The sequence below is a fragment of the Pseudomonas helvetica genome (assembly GCF_039908645.1).
GTDB classification, from domain to species: Bacteria; Pseudomonadota; Gammaproteobacteria; order Pseudomonadales; family Pseudomonadaceae; genus Aquipseudomonas; species Aquipseudomonas helvetica.
This window is the reverse complement of the sequence record NZ_CP150917.1, coordinates 5131284-5150391: the sequence shown is the minus strand read 5'-3', so window position 1 is coordinate 5150391 and position 19108 is coordinate 5131284. Positions and strand designations below refer to the sequence as shown.

General features: G+C 59.4%; 14 protein-coding genes. 12 read left to right on the top strand and 2 right to left on the bottom strand.

Annotated features, from left to right (window positions below):
- The first annotated feature begins 164 nt into the window (after positions 1 to 164).
- From lptF to pdxJ, 8 genes are all read left to right on the top strand, one after another.
- Positions 165 to 1283 carry an LPS export ABC transporter permease LptF gene (gene lptF / locus AABM55_RS23855; RefSeq protein ID WP_054593877.1) on the top strand — a complete coding sequence of 373 codons (1119 nt, stop codon included), beginning with the start codon at positions 165 to 167 and terminating at the stop codon, positions 1281 to 1283.
- Positions 1276 to 2337 carry an LPS export ABC transporter permease LptG gene (lptG, locus tag AABM55_RS23850; RefSeq protein WP_054593876.1) on the top strand — a complete coding sequence of 354 codons (1062 nt, stop codon included), beginning with the start codon at positions 1276 to 1278 and terminating at the stop codon, positions 2335 to 2337. Before lptF ends, lptG begins: the two co-directional genes overlap by 8 nt.
- 171 nt (positions 2338 to 2508) lie before the next feature.
- Positions 2509 to 4308, top strand: a complete 1800-nt coding sequence (gene lepA / locus AABM55_RS23845) for a translation elongation factor 4 (protein ID WP_054593875.1) — start codon at positions 2509 to 2511, stop codon at positions 4306 to 4308.
- Between the two features lie 5 nt (positions 4309 to 4313).
- Positions 4314 to 5168 carry a signal peptidase I gene (gene lepB, locus AABM55_RS23840; protein WP_347927929.1) on the top strand — a complete coding sequence of 285 codons (855 nt, stop codon included), beginning with the start codon at positions 4314 to 4316 and terminating at the stop codon, positions 5166 to 5168.
- A 179-nt stretch (positions 5169 to 5347) separates the two neighbouring features.
- Positions 5348 to 6037, top strand: a complete 690-nt coding sequence (rnc, locus tag AABM55_RS23835; protein ID WP_019691997.1) for a ribonuclease III — start codon at positions 5348 to 5350, stop codon at positions 6035 to 6037.
- Complete coding sequence (gene era, locus AABM55_RS23830) at positions 6030 to 6932, top strand: GTPase Era (RefSeq protein WP_054593873.1); 903 nt, start codon at positions 6030 to 6032, stop codon at positions 6930 to 6932. Before rnc ends, era begins: the two co-directional genes overlap by 8 nt.
- A gap of 201 nt (positions 6933 to 7133) precedes the next feature.
- Positions 7134 to 7823, top strand: coding sequence for a DNA repair protein RecO (gene recO / locus AABM55_RS23825; protein WP_054593872.1), 690 nt, complete (start codon positions 7134 to 7136; stop codon positions 7821 to 7823).
- A gap of 49 nt (positions 7824 to 7872) precedes the next feature.
- Complete coding sequence (gene pdxJ / locus AABM55_RS23820) at positions 7873 to 8616, top strand: pyridoxine 5'-phosphate synthase (RefSeq protein WP_054593871.1); 744 nt, start codon at positions 7873 to 7875, stop codon at positions 8614 to 8616.
- Positions 8617 to 8736: 120 nt separating this feature from the next.
- On the opposite strand, the gene mltF is transcribed toward pdxJ, so the two are convergent.
- Entirely contained in the window at positions 8737 to 10197 is a 1461-nt protein-coding gene (gene mltF, locus AABM55_RS23815; protein WP_054593870.1) for a membrane-bound lytic murein transglycosylase MltF, read from the bottom strand.
- 286 nt (positions 10198 to 10483) lie between these two features.
- Between mltF and purL the strand changes: the two genes are divergently transcribed.
- From purL to AABM55_RS23795, 4 genes are all read left to right on the top strand, one after another.
- Entirely contained in the window at positions 10484 to 14380 is a 3897-nt protein-coding gene (gene purL / locus AABM55_RS23810) for a phosphoribosylformylglycinamidine synthase (protein ID WP_347927928.1), read from the top strand.
- 5 nt (positions 14381 to 14385) lie between these two features.
- Positions 14386 to 14697: a YqfO family protein gene (locus AABM55_RS23805; RefSeq protein ID WP_054593868.1), complete on the top strand. Its 312-nt coding sequence runs from the start codon at positions 14386 to 14388 to the stop codon at positions 14695 to 14697.
- A 572-nt stretch (positions 14698 to 15269) separates the two neighbouring features.
- Positions 15270 to 16495, top strand: a protein-coding gene (locus AABM55_RS23800) for an IS3 family transposase (RefSeq protein ID WP_347927927.1) whose coding sequence is annotated in 2 segments (ribosomal slippage) — positions 15270 to 15525 and positions 15525 to 16495 — 1227 coding nt in all. Because the reading frame shifts where the segments join, the coding sequence is not laid out codon by codon here.
- Between the two features lie 249 nt (positions 16496 to 16744).
- Complete coding sequence (locus AABM55_RS23795; protein WP_347927926.1) at positions 16745 to 17134, top strand: DUF6124 family protein; 390 nt, start codon at positions 16745 to 16747, stop codon at positions 17132 to 17134.
- A 253-nt stretch (positions 17135 to 17387) separates the two neighbouring features.
- Here AABM55_RS23795 and nagE read toward each other — a convergent pair whose 3' ends face one another.
- Positions 17388 to 19103, bottom strand: coding sequence for an N-acetylglucosamine-specific PTS transporter subunit IIBC (gene nagE, locus AABM55_RS23790; RefSeq protein ID WP_347927925.1), 1716 nt, complete (start codon positions 19101 to 19103; stop codon positions 17388 to 17390).
- Positions 19104 to 19108 lie beyond the last annotated feature (5 nt).

Sequence of the window (19108 nt, the reverse complement as noted above, 5' to 3'; positions counted from 1 at the left end):
GCAGGTGATCTTTACACCATTGCGCGGCTGCTTGAGCGTGCGCAGTGACAGGCGCGTTCAATCACAGGATAATGCGCCATCTTTTTCGGCGGCTCAGCCCTGTGGGTCGCCCGATATGTTTGCTTGTTTGGCCGCCTTAGCCTGACAACCCTGGAGTGTCTGGTTTGATTGTCTTCCGTTATCTGTCCCGCGAAGTCCTGTTGACCTTGAGCGCCGTCAGCGCTGTGCTGCTGGTCATCATCATGAGTGGGCGCTTCATCAAGTTCCTGGCCCAGGCCGCCTCGGGCGCCCTGGACCCAGGCTCGCTGTTTCTGATCATGGGCTTTCGTCTGCCGGGTTTCCTGCAACTGATTCTGCCTTTGGGGCTGTTTCTCGGGATCCTGCTGGCCTACGGTCGCCTGTACCTTGAAAGTGAAATGACCGTGCTCTCCGCGACCGGCATGAGCCAGCAGCGTCTGCTGGGCATGACCCTGTTTCCGGCTGCGCTGGTTGCCGTGATCGTGGCCTGGCTGAGCCTGAGCCTGGCACCGCAAGGCGCCAATCAGTTCCAGTTGCTGCTGAACAAGCAGGATGCCATGACCGAGTTCGACACGCTGGTGCCGGGCCGTTTTCAGGCGTTGCGCGATGGTTCGCGGGTGACCTACACCGAGCAGCTGTCCGATGACCGGATCAATCTGGGCGGCGTCTTCATCTCGGAAAAGCGTCTTTCCGCCGATCAGAAGGATCGCGGTATTTCCGTACTGGTGGCCGAGAAGGGTCGTCAGGAAATCAAGGAAGACGGCAACCGCTACCTGATTCTCGACAATGGCTACCGTTACGACGGTCAGCCGGGGCTGGCCGACTATCGGGCCATCAAGTACGACACCTATGGCGTGCTGCTGCCCAAGCCGGATGTCAGCGACGAGGTGACCGATCGCGATGCGATGCCGACCCGCACCCTGCTGGACAATCCGGATATTCGTGCACGCGCCGAGCTCGAGTGGCGTGTGTCGCTGCCGTTGCTGGTGTTTATCGTGACGTTGATGGCGGTGCCGCTGTCGCGGGTCAATCCGCGCCAGGGACGTTTCCTCAAGTTGCTGCCGGCGATTCTTCTCTATATGGCTTATCTGACGATCCTGATCGCCGCACGCGGTGCTCTGGAAAAAGGCAAGATCCCCCCGGCACTGGGTCTGTGGTGGGTTCACGCAATATTCCTGGCCATTGGCCTGGGACTGCTCTATTGGGAGCCGTTGCGCTTGAAAATGGCGAGTCGCCGCAGTGCGCTGGAGGTGACCCGTGGTTAAGCTCGATCGCTACATTGGTGGCAGTGTTTTCATGGCGATCCTGGCGGTACTGGGGATCATTCTTGGCCTGGCGACCTTGTTTGCCTTCATCGACGAGATGAGTGATGTCACGGATACCTACACCCTCACCGACGTATTGAGCTACGTGGCGCTGACAGCGCCACGTCGGGTCTATGACATGCTGCCGATGGCGGCACTGATCGGTTGCCTGATCGGCCTGGGCAGCCTGGCCAGCAGCAGTGAATTGACCATCATGCGCGCCGCTGGCGTGTCCATCGGCCGGATCGTCTGGGCGGTGATGAAGCCGATGCTGGTGTTGATGCTGGCAGGCGTACTGGTCGGCGAGTACGTTGCGCCCGCTGCGGAAAACGTGGCCCAGGCCAATCGCTCACTGGCTCAGGGCATTGGTGATGCGCAGAGCGCCAAGCACGGTATGTGGCACCGCCAGGGTGATGAGTTCATTCACATCAACTCGGTGCAGCCGGACGGCATTCTGTACGGTGTGACTCGCTATCGTTTTGACCGCGAGCGTCACATGCTGACTTCGAGCTTCTCCAAGCGTGCGCAGTTCGAAACTGATCATTGGCAGCTGAACGACGTCACCACCACGGTGTTCCATGACGGCAGTACTGAAGTGGTCACGGCCCCGCAAGAACGCTGGGAAGTCCCGTTGAGCCCGCAACTGCTGAACACCGTGATCATGGCGCCGGAATCGTTGTCGATCAGCGGTTTGTGGGGTTACATCCACTATCTGGCGGATCAGGGCCTGAACAATGGCCGTTACTGGCTGGCGTTTTGGGTCAAGGTGTTGCAGCCACTGGTCACTGTTGCCCTGGTGTTGATGGCGATTTCCTTTATCTTCGGCCCGCTGCGCTCTGTGACGCTGGGTCAGCGTGTGTTTACAGGGGTGCTGGTCGGCTTTACCTTCCGTATCGCTCAGGATTTGCTCGGGCCTTCAAGCCTGGTCTTCGGTTTCTCGCCATTGTTCGCGGTGCTGGTTCCGGCTGGTATCTGTGGGGTGGCCGGTCTCTGGATGCTGCGCCGAGCCGGTTGATCGCAGGTATTTCCTGCCCCGGTTGACAGCCAAACGCCCCGTTCGCAAGAGCGGGGCGTTTTTGTATCCAATACCGTTGACCTGTGAACGTGACGCTTGCGTCGTGTATCAGGTACAATTCCCGGCTATTTTTCGGCGGGCTATGCCTGCAGCCTTTTTGAGTGTTGATCCGTGAGTGATTTGAGTCATATCCGCAATTTCTCCATCATCGCCCACATTGACCATGGCAAGTCGACTCTGGCCGATCGCTTCATCCAGATGTGCGGCGGCCTGGCCGAGCGTGAAATGGAAGCCCAGGTACTGGACTCCATGGACCTTGAGCGTGAACGCGGGATCACCATCAAGGCTCACAGCGTTACCCTGTATTACACCGCCCGTGACGGTATCAAGTACCAACTGAACTTCATTGACACCCCCGGCCACGTTGACTTTACCTACGAAGTCAGCCGGTCGCTGGCGGCCTGTGAAGGTGCCTTGCTGGTGGTCGATGCCGGTCAGGGTGTCGAGGCGCAATCGGTTGCCAACTGCTACACGGCAATCGAGCAGGGCCTGGAAGTGATGCCGGTCCTGAACAAGATCGACCTGCCACAGGCTGATCCGGACCGCGTAAAAGAAGAAATCGAAAAAATCATCGGCATCGATGCCACCGATGCGGTCGAGTGCAGTGCCAAGACCGGCCTGGGTGTCGATGAAGTGCTCGAGCGTCTGGTACACACCATTCCTGCGCCGACCGGCAACATCGAAGATCCGCTGCAAGCGTTGATCATCGACTCCTGGTTCGACAACTACCTGGGCGTTGTTTCCCTGGTTCGCGTGCGCCACGGCCGCGTGAAAAAGGGCGACAAGATTCTGGTGAAGTCCACCGGCAAGATCCACCTGGTCGACAGCGTCGGTGTGTTCAATCCGAAGCACACCGCCACCGTTGATCTGAAAGCCGGTGAAGTAGGCTTCATCATCGCCGGCATCAAGGACATTCACGGTGCGCCGGTAGGTGACACCCTGACCTTGAGCTCGACGCCGGACGTCGACGTGCTGCCAGGTTTCAAACGCATTCAGCCGCAGGTGTATGCCGGTCTGTTCCCGGTCAGCTCCGACGACTTCGAAGACTTCCGCGAAGCGCTGCAAAAGCTCACGCTGAACGACTCGTCGCTGCAATACACCCCGGAAAGCTCCGACGCCCTGGGCTTCGGCTTCCGTTGCGGGTTCCTCGGCATGCTGCACATGGAGATCATCCAGGAGCGCCTGGAGCGCGAGTACGACCTGGACCTGATCACCACGGCGCCGACGGTTATTTTCGAGCTGTTGCTGAAAACCGGTGAAACGATTTACGTCGACAACCCGTCCAAGCTACCGGACCTGTCGTCTATTGAAGACATGCGCGAGCCAATCGTTCGGGCAAATATTCTTGTGCCGCAGGAGCACCTGGGCAACGTCATTACCCTGTGCATCGAGAAGCGTGGCATTCAACACGATATGCTGTTCCTCGGTAGCCAGGTCCAGGTGACCTACGATTTGCCGATGAACGAAGTGGTCCTGGACTTCTTCGATCGCCTGAAATCCACGAGTCGCGGCTATGCTTCGCTGGATTACCATTTCGATCGTTATCAATCAGCTAATCTGGTGAAGCTGGATGTATTGATCAACGGTGAAAAAGTCGACGCCCTGGCGTTGATCGTGCACCGTGACAACGCGCACTACAAAGGTCGTGCGTTGACCGAGAAGATGAAAGAACTGATTCCGCGGCAGATGTTCGACGTGGCAATCCAGGCCGCCATTGGCGGACAGATTGTGGCGCGGACAACCGTCAAGGCACTCAGAAAGAACGTATTGGCCAAATGCTACGGTGGTGACGTTAGCCGTAAGCGCAAGCTGTTGGAAAAGCAGAAGGCCGGTAAAAAACGCATGAAGCAGGTCGGCAACGTGGAAATTCCACAAGAAGCCTTCCTCGCTGTGCTCAGGTTGGATAGTTAGGTCCTATGTCACTAAATTTCCCGCTGTTGCTGGTCATCGCCGTTTTCGTTTGCGGTCTGTTGGGGTTGCTCGACCTGATCTTTCTGGCGCCGCGTCGGCGTGCCGCCATTACCTCTTATCAGGGTAGCGTCACTGAGCCTGACATGATGGTGGTCGAGAAACTGAACAAAGAACCGATGCTGGTTGAATACGGCAAATCGTTCTTTCCAGTGCTGTTCATCGTGCTGGTCTTGCGTTCGTTCCTGGTGGAGCCGTTCCAGATTCCGTCTGGTTCGATGAAGCCGACCCTGGACGTTGGCGACTTCATTCTGGTGAACAAGTTTTCTTACGGGATCCGCTTGCCGGTGCTCGATACGAAAGTCATCCAGGTGGGTGATCCGCAGCGTGGCGATGTGATGGTGTTCCGCTACCCAAGCGACCCGAACGTCAACTACATCAAGCGTGTAGTGGGCTTGCCGGGTGATCAGATTCGTTACACCGCCGACAAGCGTCTGTTCGTCAACGGTGAGTCGATCGCAGAGCAGCTGGTTGGCTCCGAGCCGGGTACGCTGGGCAGTGCCGAGCTCTACAAGGAAAAACTCGGCGCCGCCGAGCACCTGATCCGCAAGGAAATGAGCCGCTACCGCGCAACCCCGGACCATCAATGGACCGTGCCTGCCGGGCACTACTTCATGATGGGCGACAACCGCGACAACTCCAACGACAGTCGCTACTGGGATGATCCAACTATTCCCAAGGATCTGCTGGGCATGGTTCCCGACAAGAATATCGTCGGCAAGGCCTTCGCCGTCTGGATGAGCTGGCCGGAACCCAAACTCAGTCACCTGCCGAATTTCTCGCGGGTTGGCCTGATCAAGTAATCACCCACGGCGCTGTTGAACACAGCGCCGAATGCATTTCTGGAGCCTGTAGAAGGTCACCGCAGATGCATGAAGCCAACGATATTCAGGATGTAATTTTTGAACACAGCGTTAATTGTCCAAGAGCCTAGCAGCGTTGCTGTGATGGACGTCGACCACGAACTCAGCGTGGGTAAACCGTGAGCGTCTCTTTAAGCCGTCTCGAGCGTCAGCTCGGTTATACCTTCAAGGACCAGGAACTGATGGTCCTGGCCCTGACACATCGCAGCTTTGCCGGGCGCAACAACGAGCGCCTGGAATTCCTCGGTGATGCCATTCTCAACTTCGTTGCCGGTGAAGCGCTGTTCGACCGCTTTCCGCTGGCTCGCGAAGGCCAGCTGTCGCGTTTGCGCGCACGCCTGGTCAAAGGTGAGACGCTGGCCGTATTGGCGCGTGGTTTCGATCTTGGCGAGTACCTGCGCCTGGGGTCCGGTGAGTTGAAGAGCGGCGGGTTCCGCCGTGAATCGATCCTCGCCGATGCCCTCGAAGCGCTGATCGGTGCGATCTACCTGGATGCCGGCATGGACATGGCGCGCGAACGCGTGCTGGCCTGGCTGACGTCCGAGTTCGACAGCCTGACGCTGGTCGACACCAACAAAGATCCAAAGACTCGCCTGCAGGAGTTCTTGCAGTCGCGTGCCTGTGAACTGCCGCGTTACGAAGTGGTGGATATCCAGGGTGAGCCGCATTGCCGGACGTTCTTCGTCGAATGCGAAATCACCTTACTGAACGAAAAAAGCCGAGGTCAGGGTGTGAGTCGTCGTATTGCCGAACAGGTAGCGGCCGCCGCAGCACTGATTGCCCTGGGCGTGGAGAATGGCCATGACTGATTCAACTGCAACTCGCTGTGGCTATGTCGCCATCGTCGGCCGTCCGAACGTGGGCAAATCCACGCTGCTGAACCACATCCTGGGTCAGAAGCTGGCGATCACCTCGCGCAAACCGCAAACCACCCGTCACAACATGCTCGGTATCAAGACCGAAGGCGATGTGCAGGCGATCTACGTCGACACCCCCGGCATGCACAAAGGTGGCGAGAAAGCCCTCAACCGCTACATGAACAAGACCGCTTCGGCCGCGTTGAAAGACGTCGACGTGGTGATCTTCGTGGTTGATCGCACCAAGTGGACCGAAGAGGACCAGATGGTGCTCGAGCGCGTTCAGTACGTGACGGGCCCGTTGATCGTGGCGCTGAACAAGACCGACCGCATCGAAGACAAAGCCGAGCTGATGCCGCACCTGAGCTGGTTGCAGGAACAGCTGCCGAACGCGCAGATCATTCCGATTTCGGCGCAGCACGGGCACAACCTCGATGCGCTGGAGCGGGTGATCGCCGGTCACTTGCCGGAAAACGATCACTTCTTCCCGGAAGACCAGATCACCGACCGCAGCAGCCGTTTCCTCGCCGCCGAACTGGTGCGTGAGAAAATCATGCGCCAGATGGGCGCCGAGCTGCCATACCAGATCACCGTGGAAATCGAAGAGTTCAAGCAGCAGGGGAAAACCCTGCACATCCATGCGTTGATCCTCGTCGAACGTGACGGTCAGAAGAAAATCATCATTGGCGACAAGGGCGAGCGGATCAAACGCATCGGCACCGAAGCGCGCAAGGACATGGAGCTGCTGTTCGACTCCAAGATCATGCTCAACCTTTGGGTCAAAGTGAAAGGCGGCTGGTCCGACGACGAACGCGCCCTGCGTTCGCTGGGTTACGGCGACCTGTAATCAGGTTTGGCACAAGGTTCAAGGCCTTGTGCTGGCCTTTGTGGCGAGGGAGCTTGCTCCCGCTGGGTCGCAAAGCGGCCCCAAAACCATTTGCCCCGGTGTGCCTGACTCTCCGCGGCTGCTTGATGTCGGGGCTGCTTCGCAGCCCAGCGGGAGCAAGCTCCCTCGCCACAGTTGATCTCCTCTGAGATTTGGACTCTGATGTCGACCACCGCGCCAACCGGCCAACCCGCCTACGTGCTCCATAGCCGTGCCTACCGCGAAAATAGCGCGTTGGTGGATTTCCTCACGCCGCAAGGTCGGCTGCGGGCGGTGTTGCGCAGCGCGCGGGGCAAGGCCGGAACGCTGGCGCGGCCATTCGTGCCGCTGGAAGTCGAGTTCCGTGGTCGGGGCGAGCTGAAGAACGTCGGTCGCATGGAAAGCGCGGGCGTTTCCACCTGGCTCAATGGTGAGGCGCTGTTCAGCGGTCTCTACCTCAACGAGCTGCTGATCCGCCTGCTGCCGTCCGAAGATCCTCATCCTGCGGTATTCGATCATTACGCCGCGACCTTGCTGGCGCTGGCCGAAGGGCGTCCGTTGGAGCCTTTGTTGCGCTCATTCGAATGGCGGCTGCTCGATGACCTGGGCTACGGCTTTGCGCTGAACGCGGATATCCACGGCGAACCTATCGCACCCGACGGCCTGTATCGCTTGCAGGTCGATGCAGGTCTGGAGCGGGTTTACCTGCTGCAGCCTGGTCTGTTCAACGGTACCGAACTGTTGGCCATGGCCGACGCCGACTGGAGCGCACCGGGTGCCTTGTCCGCCGCCAAGCGCTTGATGCGTCAGGCGTTGGCCGTTCACCTGGGCGGACGTCCACTGGTCAGTCGCGAATTGTTTCGCAAGCCCTGATCAACCCGTATGCTGTGCACCGAACTTTCTCTTCTTCTGGAGCGCTTCCGTGACCACCAGCAATCGCATTCTTCTTGGCGTGAACATCGACCACGTTGCCACCCTGCGTCAGGCCCGGGGTACGCGTTACCCTGACCCTGTGAAAGCAGCGCTGGACGCGGAAGAGGCAGGCGCTGATGGCATCACCGTGCACTTGCGTGAAGACCGTCGGCACATTCAAGAGCGCGACGTGTTGTTGCTCAAGGACGTGCTGCAAACCCGCATGAACTTCGAGATGGGCGTCACCGAGGAAATGATGGCGTTCGCTGAACGCATTCGTCCGGCGCACATTTGCCTGGTCCCGGAAACCCGTCAGGAACTGACCACCGAAGGCGGTCTGGATGTGGCAGGGCAGGAAGCGCGGATCAAGGCGGCGGTGGATCGTCTGGCGAAAATCGGCTGCGAAGTGTCACTGTTCATTGATGCCGACGAGCGCCAGATCGAAGCCTCGAAACGTGTTGGCGCACCGGCCATCGAATTGCACACCGGCCGTTATGCGGACGCCGAGACGCCGACTGCGGTGGCTGAAGAGCTGAAGCGTGTGGCGGATGGCGTGGCGTTTGGCTTGACGCAAGGCCTGATCGTCAACGCCGGTCACGGTCTGCACTACCACAACGTCGAGGCAGTTGCGGCGATCAAAGGCATCAACGAACTGAACATCGGCCACGCGCTGGTGGCGCATGCGCTGTTCGTCGGGTTCAAGTCGGCTGTTTCAGAGATGAAAGCGCTGATCCTCGCCGCAGCAAAAGCCTGACGCTCAACCTCATACCCGTAGGAGCAAGGCTTGCCCGCGATGCAGGCGCCGCGGTCCGCCTGAATCACCGCGGTGATGCCATCGCGGGCAAGCCTTGCGCCTACGGGAGGAGGGGGGTACCTAGAGCGGTGGGTTTTCTTCGGGCGGTTTGGTTTTGTCGATGCCCGGCACATGCAGGTTGCCTTGGGTGACCTGATCGCCCTCAAGCTGCGGCTGCGTGACCCACGTCAGAATGTCGTAGTAACGCCGGATGTTCGCCACAAAATGCACCGGCTCACCGCCCCGGGCGTAGCCATAGCGGGTTTTGCTGTACCACTGTTTCTGCGACAGGCGCGGCAGGATCTTTTTCACGTCCAGCCACTTGTCCGGATTCAGTCCTTCCTTGGCTGCGAGTTTGCGCGCGTCATCCAGGTGACCGCTGCCGACGTTGTAGGCCGCCAGCGCAAACCATGTGCGATCCGGCTCCTGGATCGAGTCGTCGAGTTGATCCTTCGTGTAAGCCAGGTACTTCGCGCCGCCCATGATGCTTTGCTTGGCGTCCAGGCGATTGGACACGCCCATGGCCTGCGCGGTGTTCTGGGTCAGCATCATCAGGCCGCGAACGCCGGTTTTCGAGGTGACCGCCGGTTGCCACAGCGATTCCTGATAACCGATTGCGGCGAGCAGTCGCCAGTCGACTTTCTCTTCCTTGGCCGAGGCCTTGAAGTGCTTCTCGTACTTGGGCAGTCGTTGCTGCAAGTGCTCGGCGAAGGTGTAGGCGCCCATGTAGCCGAGTACATCGACATGGCCGTAATAGCGGTCTTTCAGCCGTTGCAGGGTGCCATTTTTCTGCGCCTTGTCGAGGAAGTCGTTGATCTCGTTGAGCAGGCTGTTGTCGTCACCGGCGGCCACCGCCCAGCTCTGGTTGCTGGCGTCGCCCAGGTCGAAGGCGACTCGCGCATTAGTGAAGTACACCTGGTTCATCGCGACTTCGTTGGAGTCGACCAGCGTCAGGTCGATCTGACCTTCATCAACCATGCGCAGCAGGTCAACGACCTCAACCGCGTCGGATTCTTCGTATTCAATGCCGGGGTATTTCTTTTTCAGCGCGGCCAGTTGGTCGGCGTGGGTGCTGCCCTTGAGCACCATGATTGTCTTGCCGACCAGATCGGCTGCCGAGGTCGGCCGGGACTGGCCGTTGCGGTAGATGATCTGTGGGGTGACTTCCAGATACGAGTGGGAAAACCGCACTTGCTGTTTGCGTTTGTCGCTGCCGACCAGACCGGCGGCAGCCAGCACCGGGCCGCCAGGTTTGCCTAACTGACCGTACAGGTCGTCGAGGTTGTCTGCGGTTTCGATCTTGAGTTTCACGCCCAGATCGTCGGCGAAGCGCTTCACCAGCTCGTATTCGAAGCCGGTTTCACCGTTGCGATCCTGAAAGTAGGTAGCGGGGCTGTTGCGGGTAACCACACGCAGCACGCCATCCTCCTTTACGCGCTCCAGTGTGTTGGGTTTATCAACACAGCCACTGAGCATCAGGAAGAGTCCGGTTGCGATGAGCCATTTGGCGAATCGCGGACGCAAAGCCGTTGGGGAAAACATCTGCGCAGTATACGCAAAGGACCACGGCCGCCATATCTCGACAGTAAAGGGCTTGTCTGCTAGAGCGTTCAAAAATCGGCAAAAGCCCGCAAGAACAGGCGCTCGGGCCTGATTGCGACAACAAAAATAACCCCCGGCGCGCCCCTTGATGCGCATGGGTTACAGGCTTTGAGCCCCAGGCCGACGTTCGGACAATACCGGGTGTAGCGTTTCGGGTGCTGTCGCGGGCGGTTTAGGCTAGAATGCACGGCCTCAAAGCACACCCCCTTCCGAGGCTGTCCCGAAGATGTTGATCCTGCGCGGCGCTCCTGCCCTTTCTGCCTTTCGCCACAGCAAACTCCTTGAGCAACTGAGCCAGAAGGTCCCGGCTGTCAGTGGCTTATATGCTGAATTCGCTCACTTCGCCGAAGTCACCGGCGTCCTGACCGGCGACGAACAGCAGGTGCTAGCGCGCCTTCTGAAGTACGGTCCTAGTGTTCCGGTACAAGAGCCGACCGGCCGTCTGTTCCTGGTGTTGCCGCGTTTCGGCACCATCTCGCCCTGGTCGAGCAAGGCCAGCGATATCGCCCGCAACTGTGGCCTGGCGAAAATCCAGCGCCTGGAGCGCGGTATCGCTTTCTACGTGACCGGTGAATTCACCGACGCACAAGCACAGCTGATTGCCGACGGTCTGCACGACCGCATGACCCAGATCGTGCTGGAAAACCTCGAACAGGCTGCTGGCCTGTTCAGTCACTCCGAACCGAAGCCGTTGACGGCGATCGACGTTCTGGGTGGCGGTCGCGCCGCACTGGAAACCGCTAACGTCGAGCTGGGCCTGGCCCTGGCGGAAGACGAGATCGACTACCTGGTCAACGCCTTTATTGGCTTGAAGCGCAACCCGCACGACATCGAACTGATGATGTTCGCCCAGGCGAACTCCGAGCACTGCCGTCACAAGATCTTCAACGCCAGTTGGGACATCGACGGCGAGAGCCAGGAAAAAAGCCTGTTCGGCATGATCAAGAACACCTACGTGATGCACAGCGAAGGCGTTCTGTCGGCTTACAAGGACAACGCTTCGGTGATCGTCGGCTCTGTCGCCGGGCGTTTCTTCCCGGACCCTGAGACCCGCCAGTACGGCGCGGTGCAGGAACCGGTGCACATCCTGATGAAAGTCGAGACGCACAACCACCCGACCGCGATTGCCCCGTTCCCGGGCGCATCCACCGGTTCCGGTGGCGAGATCCGTGACGAAGGCGCTACCGGTCGCGGCGCCAAGCCAAAGGCTGGCCTGACCGGTTTCACCGTGTCCAACCTGCAAATCCCGGGCTTCGAACAGCCATGGGAAGTGCCGTACGGCAAGCCTGAGCGCATCGTTACCGCGCTGGACATCATGATCGAAGGCCCATTGGGCGGCGCTGCATTCAACAACGAATTCGGCCGTCCGGCGCTGACCGGTTATTTCCGTACCTTCGAACAATCCATCACCACACCGCGTGGCGATGAAGTGCGTGGTTATCACAAGCCGATCATGTTGGCCGGCGGCATGGGCAACATCCGTGAGGAACACGTCAAGAAAGGCGAAATCCTCGTGGGCTCCAAGCTGATCGTGCTGGGCGGCCCGGCGATGCTGATCGGTCTGGGCGGCGGCGCGGCTTCCTCCATGGCCACCGGCACCAGCTCGGCCGACCTGGACTTTGCTTCCGTACAACGCGAAAACCCGGAAATGGAACGCCGTTGCCAGGAAGTCATCGACCGTTGCTGGCAGTTGGGCGAACGCAACCCGATCAGCTTTATCCACGACGTCGGCGCGGGCGGTCTGTCCAACGCCTTCCCGGAACTGGTCAACGATGGCGACCGCGGCGGCCGCTTCGAACTGCGCAACATTCCAAACGACGAGCCGGGCATGGCCCCGCACGAAATCTGGAGCAACGAATCCCAGGAGCGCTACGTCCTGGCGGTCGGCCCGGCCGACTTCGAACGCTTCAAGGCAATCTGCGAACGTGAGCGTTGCCCGTTTGCCGTTGTCGGCGAAGCGACTGCCGAGCCGCAACTGACCGTGACCGACAGCCACTTCGGCAATAGCCCGGTGGATATGCCACTCGAAGTGCTGCTGGGCAAAGCCCCGCGCATGCACCGTTCGGCTGTTCGCGAAACCGAACTGGGCGACGATTTCGATCCATCGACCCTGGCCATTGCTGACTGCGTCGAGCGCGTTCTGCATCACCCGGCCGTGGCCAGCAAAAGCTTCCTGATCACCATCGGCGACCGCACCATCACCGGCCTCGTGGCCCGTGATCAGATGGTCGGCCCGTGGCAGGTTCCCGTGGCTGACGTTGCCGTCACCGCCACCAGCTTCGACGTCTACACCGGTGAAGCCATGGCCATGGGCGAGCGTACTCCGCTGGCACTGCTGGACGCTCCGGCGTCGGGCCGCATGGCCATCGGCGAAACCCTGACCAACATCGCGGCCTCGCGCATCGGCAAGATCTCCGACATCAAACTGTCGGCGAACTGGATGTCGGCTGCCGGTCACCCGGGCGAAGACGCGCGTCTGTACGACACCGTGAAAGCGGTCGGCATGGAACTGTGCCCGGAACTGGGCATCACCATTCCGGTGGGCAAGGACTCGATGTCCATGGCCACGCGCTGGAATGACGAAGGCGTCGACAAGACCGTAACTTCGCCAATGTCCCTGATCGTGACCGGTTTCGCGCCAGTGACTGACATCCGTCAGACCCTGACCCCGCAACTGCGCATGGACAAGGGCACCACCGACCTGATCCTGATCGACCTGGGCCGCGGCCAGAACCGCATGGGTGCTTCGATCCTCGCGCAGGTTCACGGCAAGCTCGGCAAGCAGGCACCGGACGTTGATGACGCCGAAGACCTGAAAGCCTTCTTCGCAGTGATCCAGGGCCTCAATGCCGACGGTCACCTGCTGGCTTACCACGACCGTTCCGACGGTGGTCTGCTGACCAGCGTGGTGGAAATGGCCTTTGCCGGCCACTGCGGTCTGAGCCTGAACCTTGACGGTCTGGCAGAAACTTCTGCCGACATCGCCGAGATCCTGTTCAACGAAGAACTGGGTGCTGTCATCCAGGTTCGTCAGGACTCGACGCCGGACATCCTTGCTCAATTCAGCGCCGCAGGTCTGGGCGACTGCGTGTCGGTGATCGGCCAGCCGATGAACAACGGCGAGATCAGCATCACTTTCAACGGCGACACCGTGTTCGAAGGCCAGCGTCGTCTGCTGCAACGTCAGTGGGCTGAAACCAGCTATCAAATCCAGCGTCTGCGTGACAACGCCGACTGCGCCGAACAAGAGTTCGACGTGCTGCTGGAAGAAGACAACCCGGGCCTGAGCGTCAAGCTGAGCTACGACGTGAACCAGGACGTTGCCGCGCCTTACATCAAGAAAGGCATTCGCCCACAGGTTGCCGTACTGCGTGAGCAGGGCGTCAACGGTCAGGTGGAAATGGCGGCCGCGTTCGACCGCGCCGGTTTCAATGCGATCGACGTGCACATGAGTGACATCCTTGCTGGCCGTGTCGACCTGAACGAGTTCAAAGGTCTGGTGGCGTGCGGTGGCTTCTCCTACGGTGACGTACTGGGTGCCGGTGAAGGCTGGGCGAAATCGGCGCTGTTCAACAGCCGTGCTCGCGATGCGTTCCAGGGCTTCTTCGAGCGTACCGACAGCTTCACCCTCGGCGTGTGCAACGGTTGCCAGATGATGTCCAACCTGCACGAGCTGATCCCGGGCAGCGAGTTCTGGCCGCACTTCGTACGCAACCGTTCCGAGCAGTTCGAAGCGCGTGTGGCGATGGTTCAGGTTCAGGAATCGAACTCGATCTTCCTGCAGGGCATGGCTGGTTCGCGTATGCCGATCGCCATCGCTCACGGTGAAGGTCATGCCGAGTTCGCCAGCGAAGAAGCGTTGCTGCAAGCCGATCTGTCGGGTTGCGTGGCGATGCGTTTCGTCGACAACCACGGCAAGGTTACCGAGCGCTATCCGGCCAACCCGAACGGCTCGCCGCGCGGGATCACCGGTTTGACCAGCCGTGACGGTCGCGTGACGATCATGATGCCGCACCCGGAGCGGGTGTTCCGCGCCGTGCAGAACTCGTGGCGCTCGGAAGAGTGGAACGAAGATGCGCCGTGGATGCGTATGTTCCGTAATGCTCGTGTGTGGGTGAACTAAGCGCTGTGTACAAGCTCAGTTTTTTTGTTCCTCAGAGCCATGTTGAGGTGGTCAAGGGTGCTGTGTTCGCTGCCGGTGGTGGGCGGATCGGTGCTTATGATCACTGTTCGTGGCAGGTGCTTGGGTTGGGTCAGTTTCGGCCTTTGGACGGTAGTCAGCCGTTTATTGGTCAGGCGGGGCTGGTCGAGCAGGTTGAGGAATGGAAGGTTGAGCTGGTGGTCAGCGATGAGTTGATTGGTGTTGTGGTGGCGGCTCTGAAGCAGAGTCATCCCTATGAGACGCCGGCTTACGAGGTGTGGCGGCTGGAAGATTTCTGATCTTCCTGCGCTTTAACAAGAAACCCGCTGAAGTGATTTCAGCGGGTTTTTTATTGCCCGGGATTCCATGAATGCACTCGTTCCACTGTGCGAGCCGAGCTTGCTCGCGATGGCGGCCTGACAGCCGACCCATCTCCCGCAGATGTACACCAATCAAAACTGTGGGAGCTGGCTTGCCTGCGAAGGCGGCCTGACAGCCGACCAATCTCTTGCAGGTGTACATATCCATTCCTGCGGTAACGGCCACTTACGGTTTCGCTCTTACAGCGACTCCCTTTGGCAGACGCCCCAAAGGAAGCAAAGGTCTTCGCCCCAAGCGTACGGCACCTCGCTTAGGCTCGGCGTTCCCTCGCTCCGGTGTCCATCAGGGGGCATCGCCTACGGTCTGCTTCGCGACGACCTCCTCTCGATGTGTCCGGCTGCGCCGTACGGCGCTGCGCGCCCACCCCCTGATGAACACCTCCACTCGGCCTCCCGAAGGGGCGGGTGGATCAAGATCAACAGCAAGTGTAGTGGTCTAATTTCCCCGGACACCTCGATAGGTGGAGAATGCATCTATCGAGGAGTTTTTCATGACTGGCAAACGCAGAACATTCGACGACAGCTTCAAGCTGCAAGTCGTAAAGATGATCAAGGACCAGGGACTGGCCGTTCCGCAGGTCTGCCGCGACCTGAATATTGGTGAGACTGCCGTCCGGCGCTGGGTACAGCAGTACGAGGCTGAACAGTTGGGAGAGACCGGAATCGGCAAACCCTTGACTGCTGAGCAACAACGTATCCGACAGTTAGAGCAGGAAAACCGCCAGCTCAAGATGGATAACGATGTATTAAAAAAAGCTACCGCCTTCTTTGCCCGCGAGCTGAAGTAACGTATCGCTTGGTTCGGCAGCTGCAACAGAAGGCTTATTCGGTGGCGCATGTCTGTCGGCTGCTGGGTATCAGTCGATCCGGCTTCTACGAAGCCAACAAGCGTGCTGAAGCGCCAGCATCAGTTTGTCCCATGGCTCTGCAACTCAAGGCATCGTTTGCCGCGAGTGGCGGCTGTTATGGCAGTCGCCCGTTGCGTAAAGCGTTACGCGCCAAGGGCATGGAAATAGGCGTTTATAAAATTCGTCGTTTGATGCGTGCCCACGGTCTGCGTTCGGCCTGGAAGCGCAAGTTTGTGCACACGACCGATAGCAACCATGATCTGCCGATTGCTGAAAATGTGTTGAATCGCCAATTCGAACCCGAAGCGGTGAACAAGGCCTGGGTAGCGGACATTACCTATATCCGGACCCGTAGCGGCTGGCTGTATCTGGCCGTGGTACTGGACTTGTTCTCACGCAAGATCGTGGGTTGGTCCATGGCCCCGAACATGCCGGCTGAGCTGGTGTGTAGTGCAATGCAACTGGCAGTTGCTCAGCGTCAACCGCCACCTGGTCTGATCGCTCATTCGGATCGCGGTAGCCAGTACGCCAGCGCGAGCTACAGGGCGCTGCTGACAAGAAATAACATGCAGCAAAGCATGAGCCGTAAAGGTAACTGCTGGGACAACTCAGTGATGGAGCGCTTCTTCCTGAGTTTGAAAATGGAGCGGGTATGGCGGCGCGATTACGCCAATCACGCCGAAGCGATACGTGACATCACTGAATACATCGTTGGGTTTTACAACAACGAGCGGCTGCACTCGAAACTGGGATATCTGCCACCGACCGTTTACGAACGGCAATGGCGTCTAAACCACCTATCGAGGTGTCCGGAATTAGTTGACCACTACAAAGAGCACGGCGGCCTGACAGCCGGCCTGAGTGGTTAGATGCTGCGCGTGGGGATGGCACTTGTGTAATGCCTGTAGGAGTCGAGTCGAATTCGACGACAGCATCACGGGCAGCGCAGAAATCTCTGACAAGTCTTTAAGGTTGCCGCTCGGAAGCACCGCGTCTAGCCTTTGATCGTCGCTGCCAATTCAGCGACCGGGACTGCAAGCCCGAAAATTGTTAGGCGCTTACAGGCGCCGCATCTACAACGGATGTCGGTCGCTCCAATTTTTCTCAGGAGCTCCACAATGATCAAAGACAACTCCATCCCTCCAGAACACGACGACGTCTCCCCCTACGAATCCCTCGATTCAAAAAAGCTCCACGACGCCGCGCACCGCGCCCTCGATCACTACCTGAAACCCACCCTCGCCAAACTGCGCTTCAGCGACTTGCGCTCAGACCGCTTGTTCAGCGTTTCACCCGACGTGGGCCTCGAAAGCCTGTTGGCCAATGCCTCGGAAGATCTGGCCTCGGTCAAGGTGATGGCCGCCGACCTGGCATTCGAGATCGAAGGTTCGCGACGCAGCGTGGCGCTGGCGATTTGCCGGATGGTCGATGGCGCTTTGTTGTTGGTGGACAAGGCGCTGGATGACTACAACCCGTCGGAGTCTGACCAGTTTTACGTCAAGGAATAGCGGCGCAGCAGGTCATTCATGCGGCGTAAAACAAAAAAAACCGCTGAACCGGAAACGGTCAGCGGTTTTTTGTTGGGCGGGGAACGTCGAGGTTCGGATGTACTTTGTGGCGAGGGAGCTTGCTCCCGCTCGGCTGCGAAGCAGTCGTAAAACCGGCTAAGCGTTGTTTCTGGAAATATGGGTTGCCCGGTTTTGGGAGTGCTCCGCACTCCAGCGGGAGCAAGCTCCCTCGCCACAGGAGTTGTGTCGATTTTCAGACTTTGGCGCTGACCTCACTCCGATTCACCAACCCCTCCAGCGCCTCACTCAAACTCAACGCCTTGTCGCCAATCAACAGGTGCCACACGCCACCGTCCAACGCGCTGACACCCTGGCAACCCAAGTCCTTCAGCTGACATTCCGACAGCGCTTTACCGTCCGCCAGTTGCAGGCGAATCCGGGTCATGGCCACGCAATCCAGTTGCAGCACGTTGTCGCTGCCACCCACGGCGTTAAGCCATTTCTGCGCTTCTGGTGTCTCCACGGGTGCTGCTTTCGGCGTTTCTTCGGTCACCACTACAGCGGCTACCAAAGCTGAACCAGCAGTCGGCATCGCCTGGCGAATTTCATCGGCGATGCTGTCCGCCAGCGGCCCGACCACTACCTGCAAGCTGCCGCCTTTGCCGGGGCGAACCACGGCCATGGCGCCGAGGGCTTTCAATTCGCTGTCGGAGGCTTTGTTGCGGTCGACCATTTCCAGGCGCAAGCGCGTGGTGCAAGCGCCGACGGTGATCAGGTTTTCAGCACCGCCCAAGGCTTGAATGTAGGCTCCGGCGCGTTGATTTTCGCTTAGCACCACCTTTTCACCACCGACGACACCTTCACGCCCCGGTGTCTTCAGGTTGAAACGACGGATGCAGAAGTCGAACACCACGTAGTAGATCACCGCGTACGCCAGGCCTACCGGGAACACCAGCCAGCCGTTGGTGGACTTGCCCCAGCCCAGCGCCATGTCGATGGCGCCGCCAGAGAAGGTGAAGCCCAAGTGAATGTTCAACGCATTGGTGATGGCCATCGCCATGCCAGTCAGCAGCGCGTGCAGTAAATACAGCAGCGGTGCGAGGAACATGAAGGCGAATTCGATCGGTTCGGTGACGCCCGTCAGGAACGAGGTCAGGGCCATCGACAGGAAGATCCCGCCCATGACTTTGCGGCGTTCCGGCAGGGCGTTGCGGTACATCGCCAGGCAGGCGGCGGGCAGACCGAAGATCATCATCGGGAACATCCCGGTCATGAACTGGCCGCCCTTCGGGTCGCCGGCAAAATAGCGTGCCAGGTCGCCGGTGACGATGGCGCCGGTGGTCGGGTCGGTGAAGCTGCCGAAGATGAACCACGCCATGTTGTTGAGGATGTGGTGCAGGCCGGTGATGATCAGCAAGCGGTTGAACACGCCGAAGACGAAGGCACCGATGCTGCCGCTTTCCAGCAGCAGTTGGCCGAAGCTGTTGATGCCGTGCTGGATCGGCGGCCAGATCAAACCGAAGATTACGCCTAGGCCAACGGCGCTGAACCCGGTGGCAATCGGCACGAAGCGCCGGCCGCCGAAGAACGCCAGGTATTCCGGTAGCTTGATGTCCTTGAAGCGGTTGTACAGCGCGCCGGCCATCAAGCCGCTGATGATCCCGGCGAGCATGCCCATGTTGATGCTCGCATCCAGCACTTTCAGTGTGGAGACCATCACCAGGTAACCAATCGCCCCGGCCAGCCCGGCGGTGCCGTTGTTGTCCCGGGCGAACCCGACTGCGATGCCGATGGCGAAGATCAGCGCCAGGTTGGCGAAGATCACTTGCCCGGCGTCGTGGATGATCGCGATGTTCAAAAGGTCGGTGTCGCCCAGACGCAGCAACAGGCCGGCAATCGGCAGGATCGCGATGGGCAGCATCAGCGCCCGTCCGAGGCGCTGCAAGCCTTCGATGAAGAGTTGGTACATGGCGT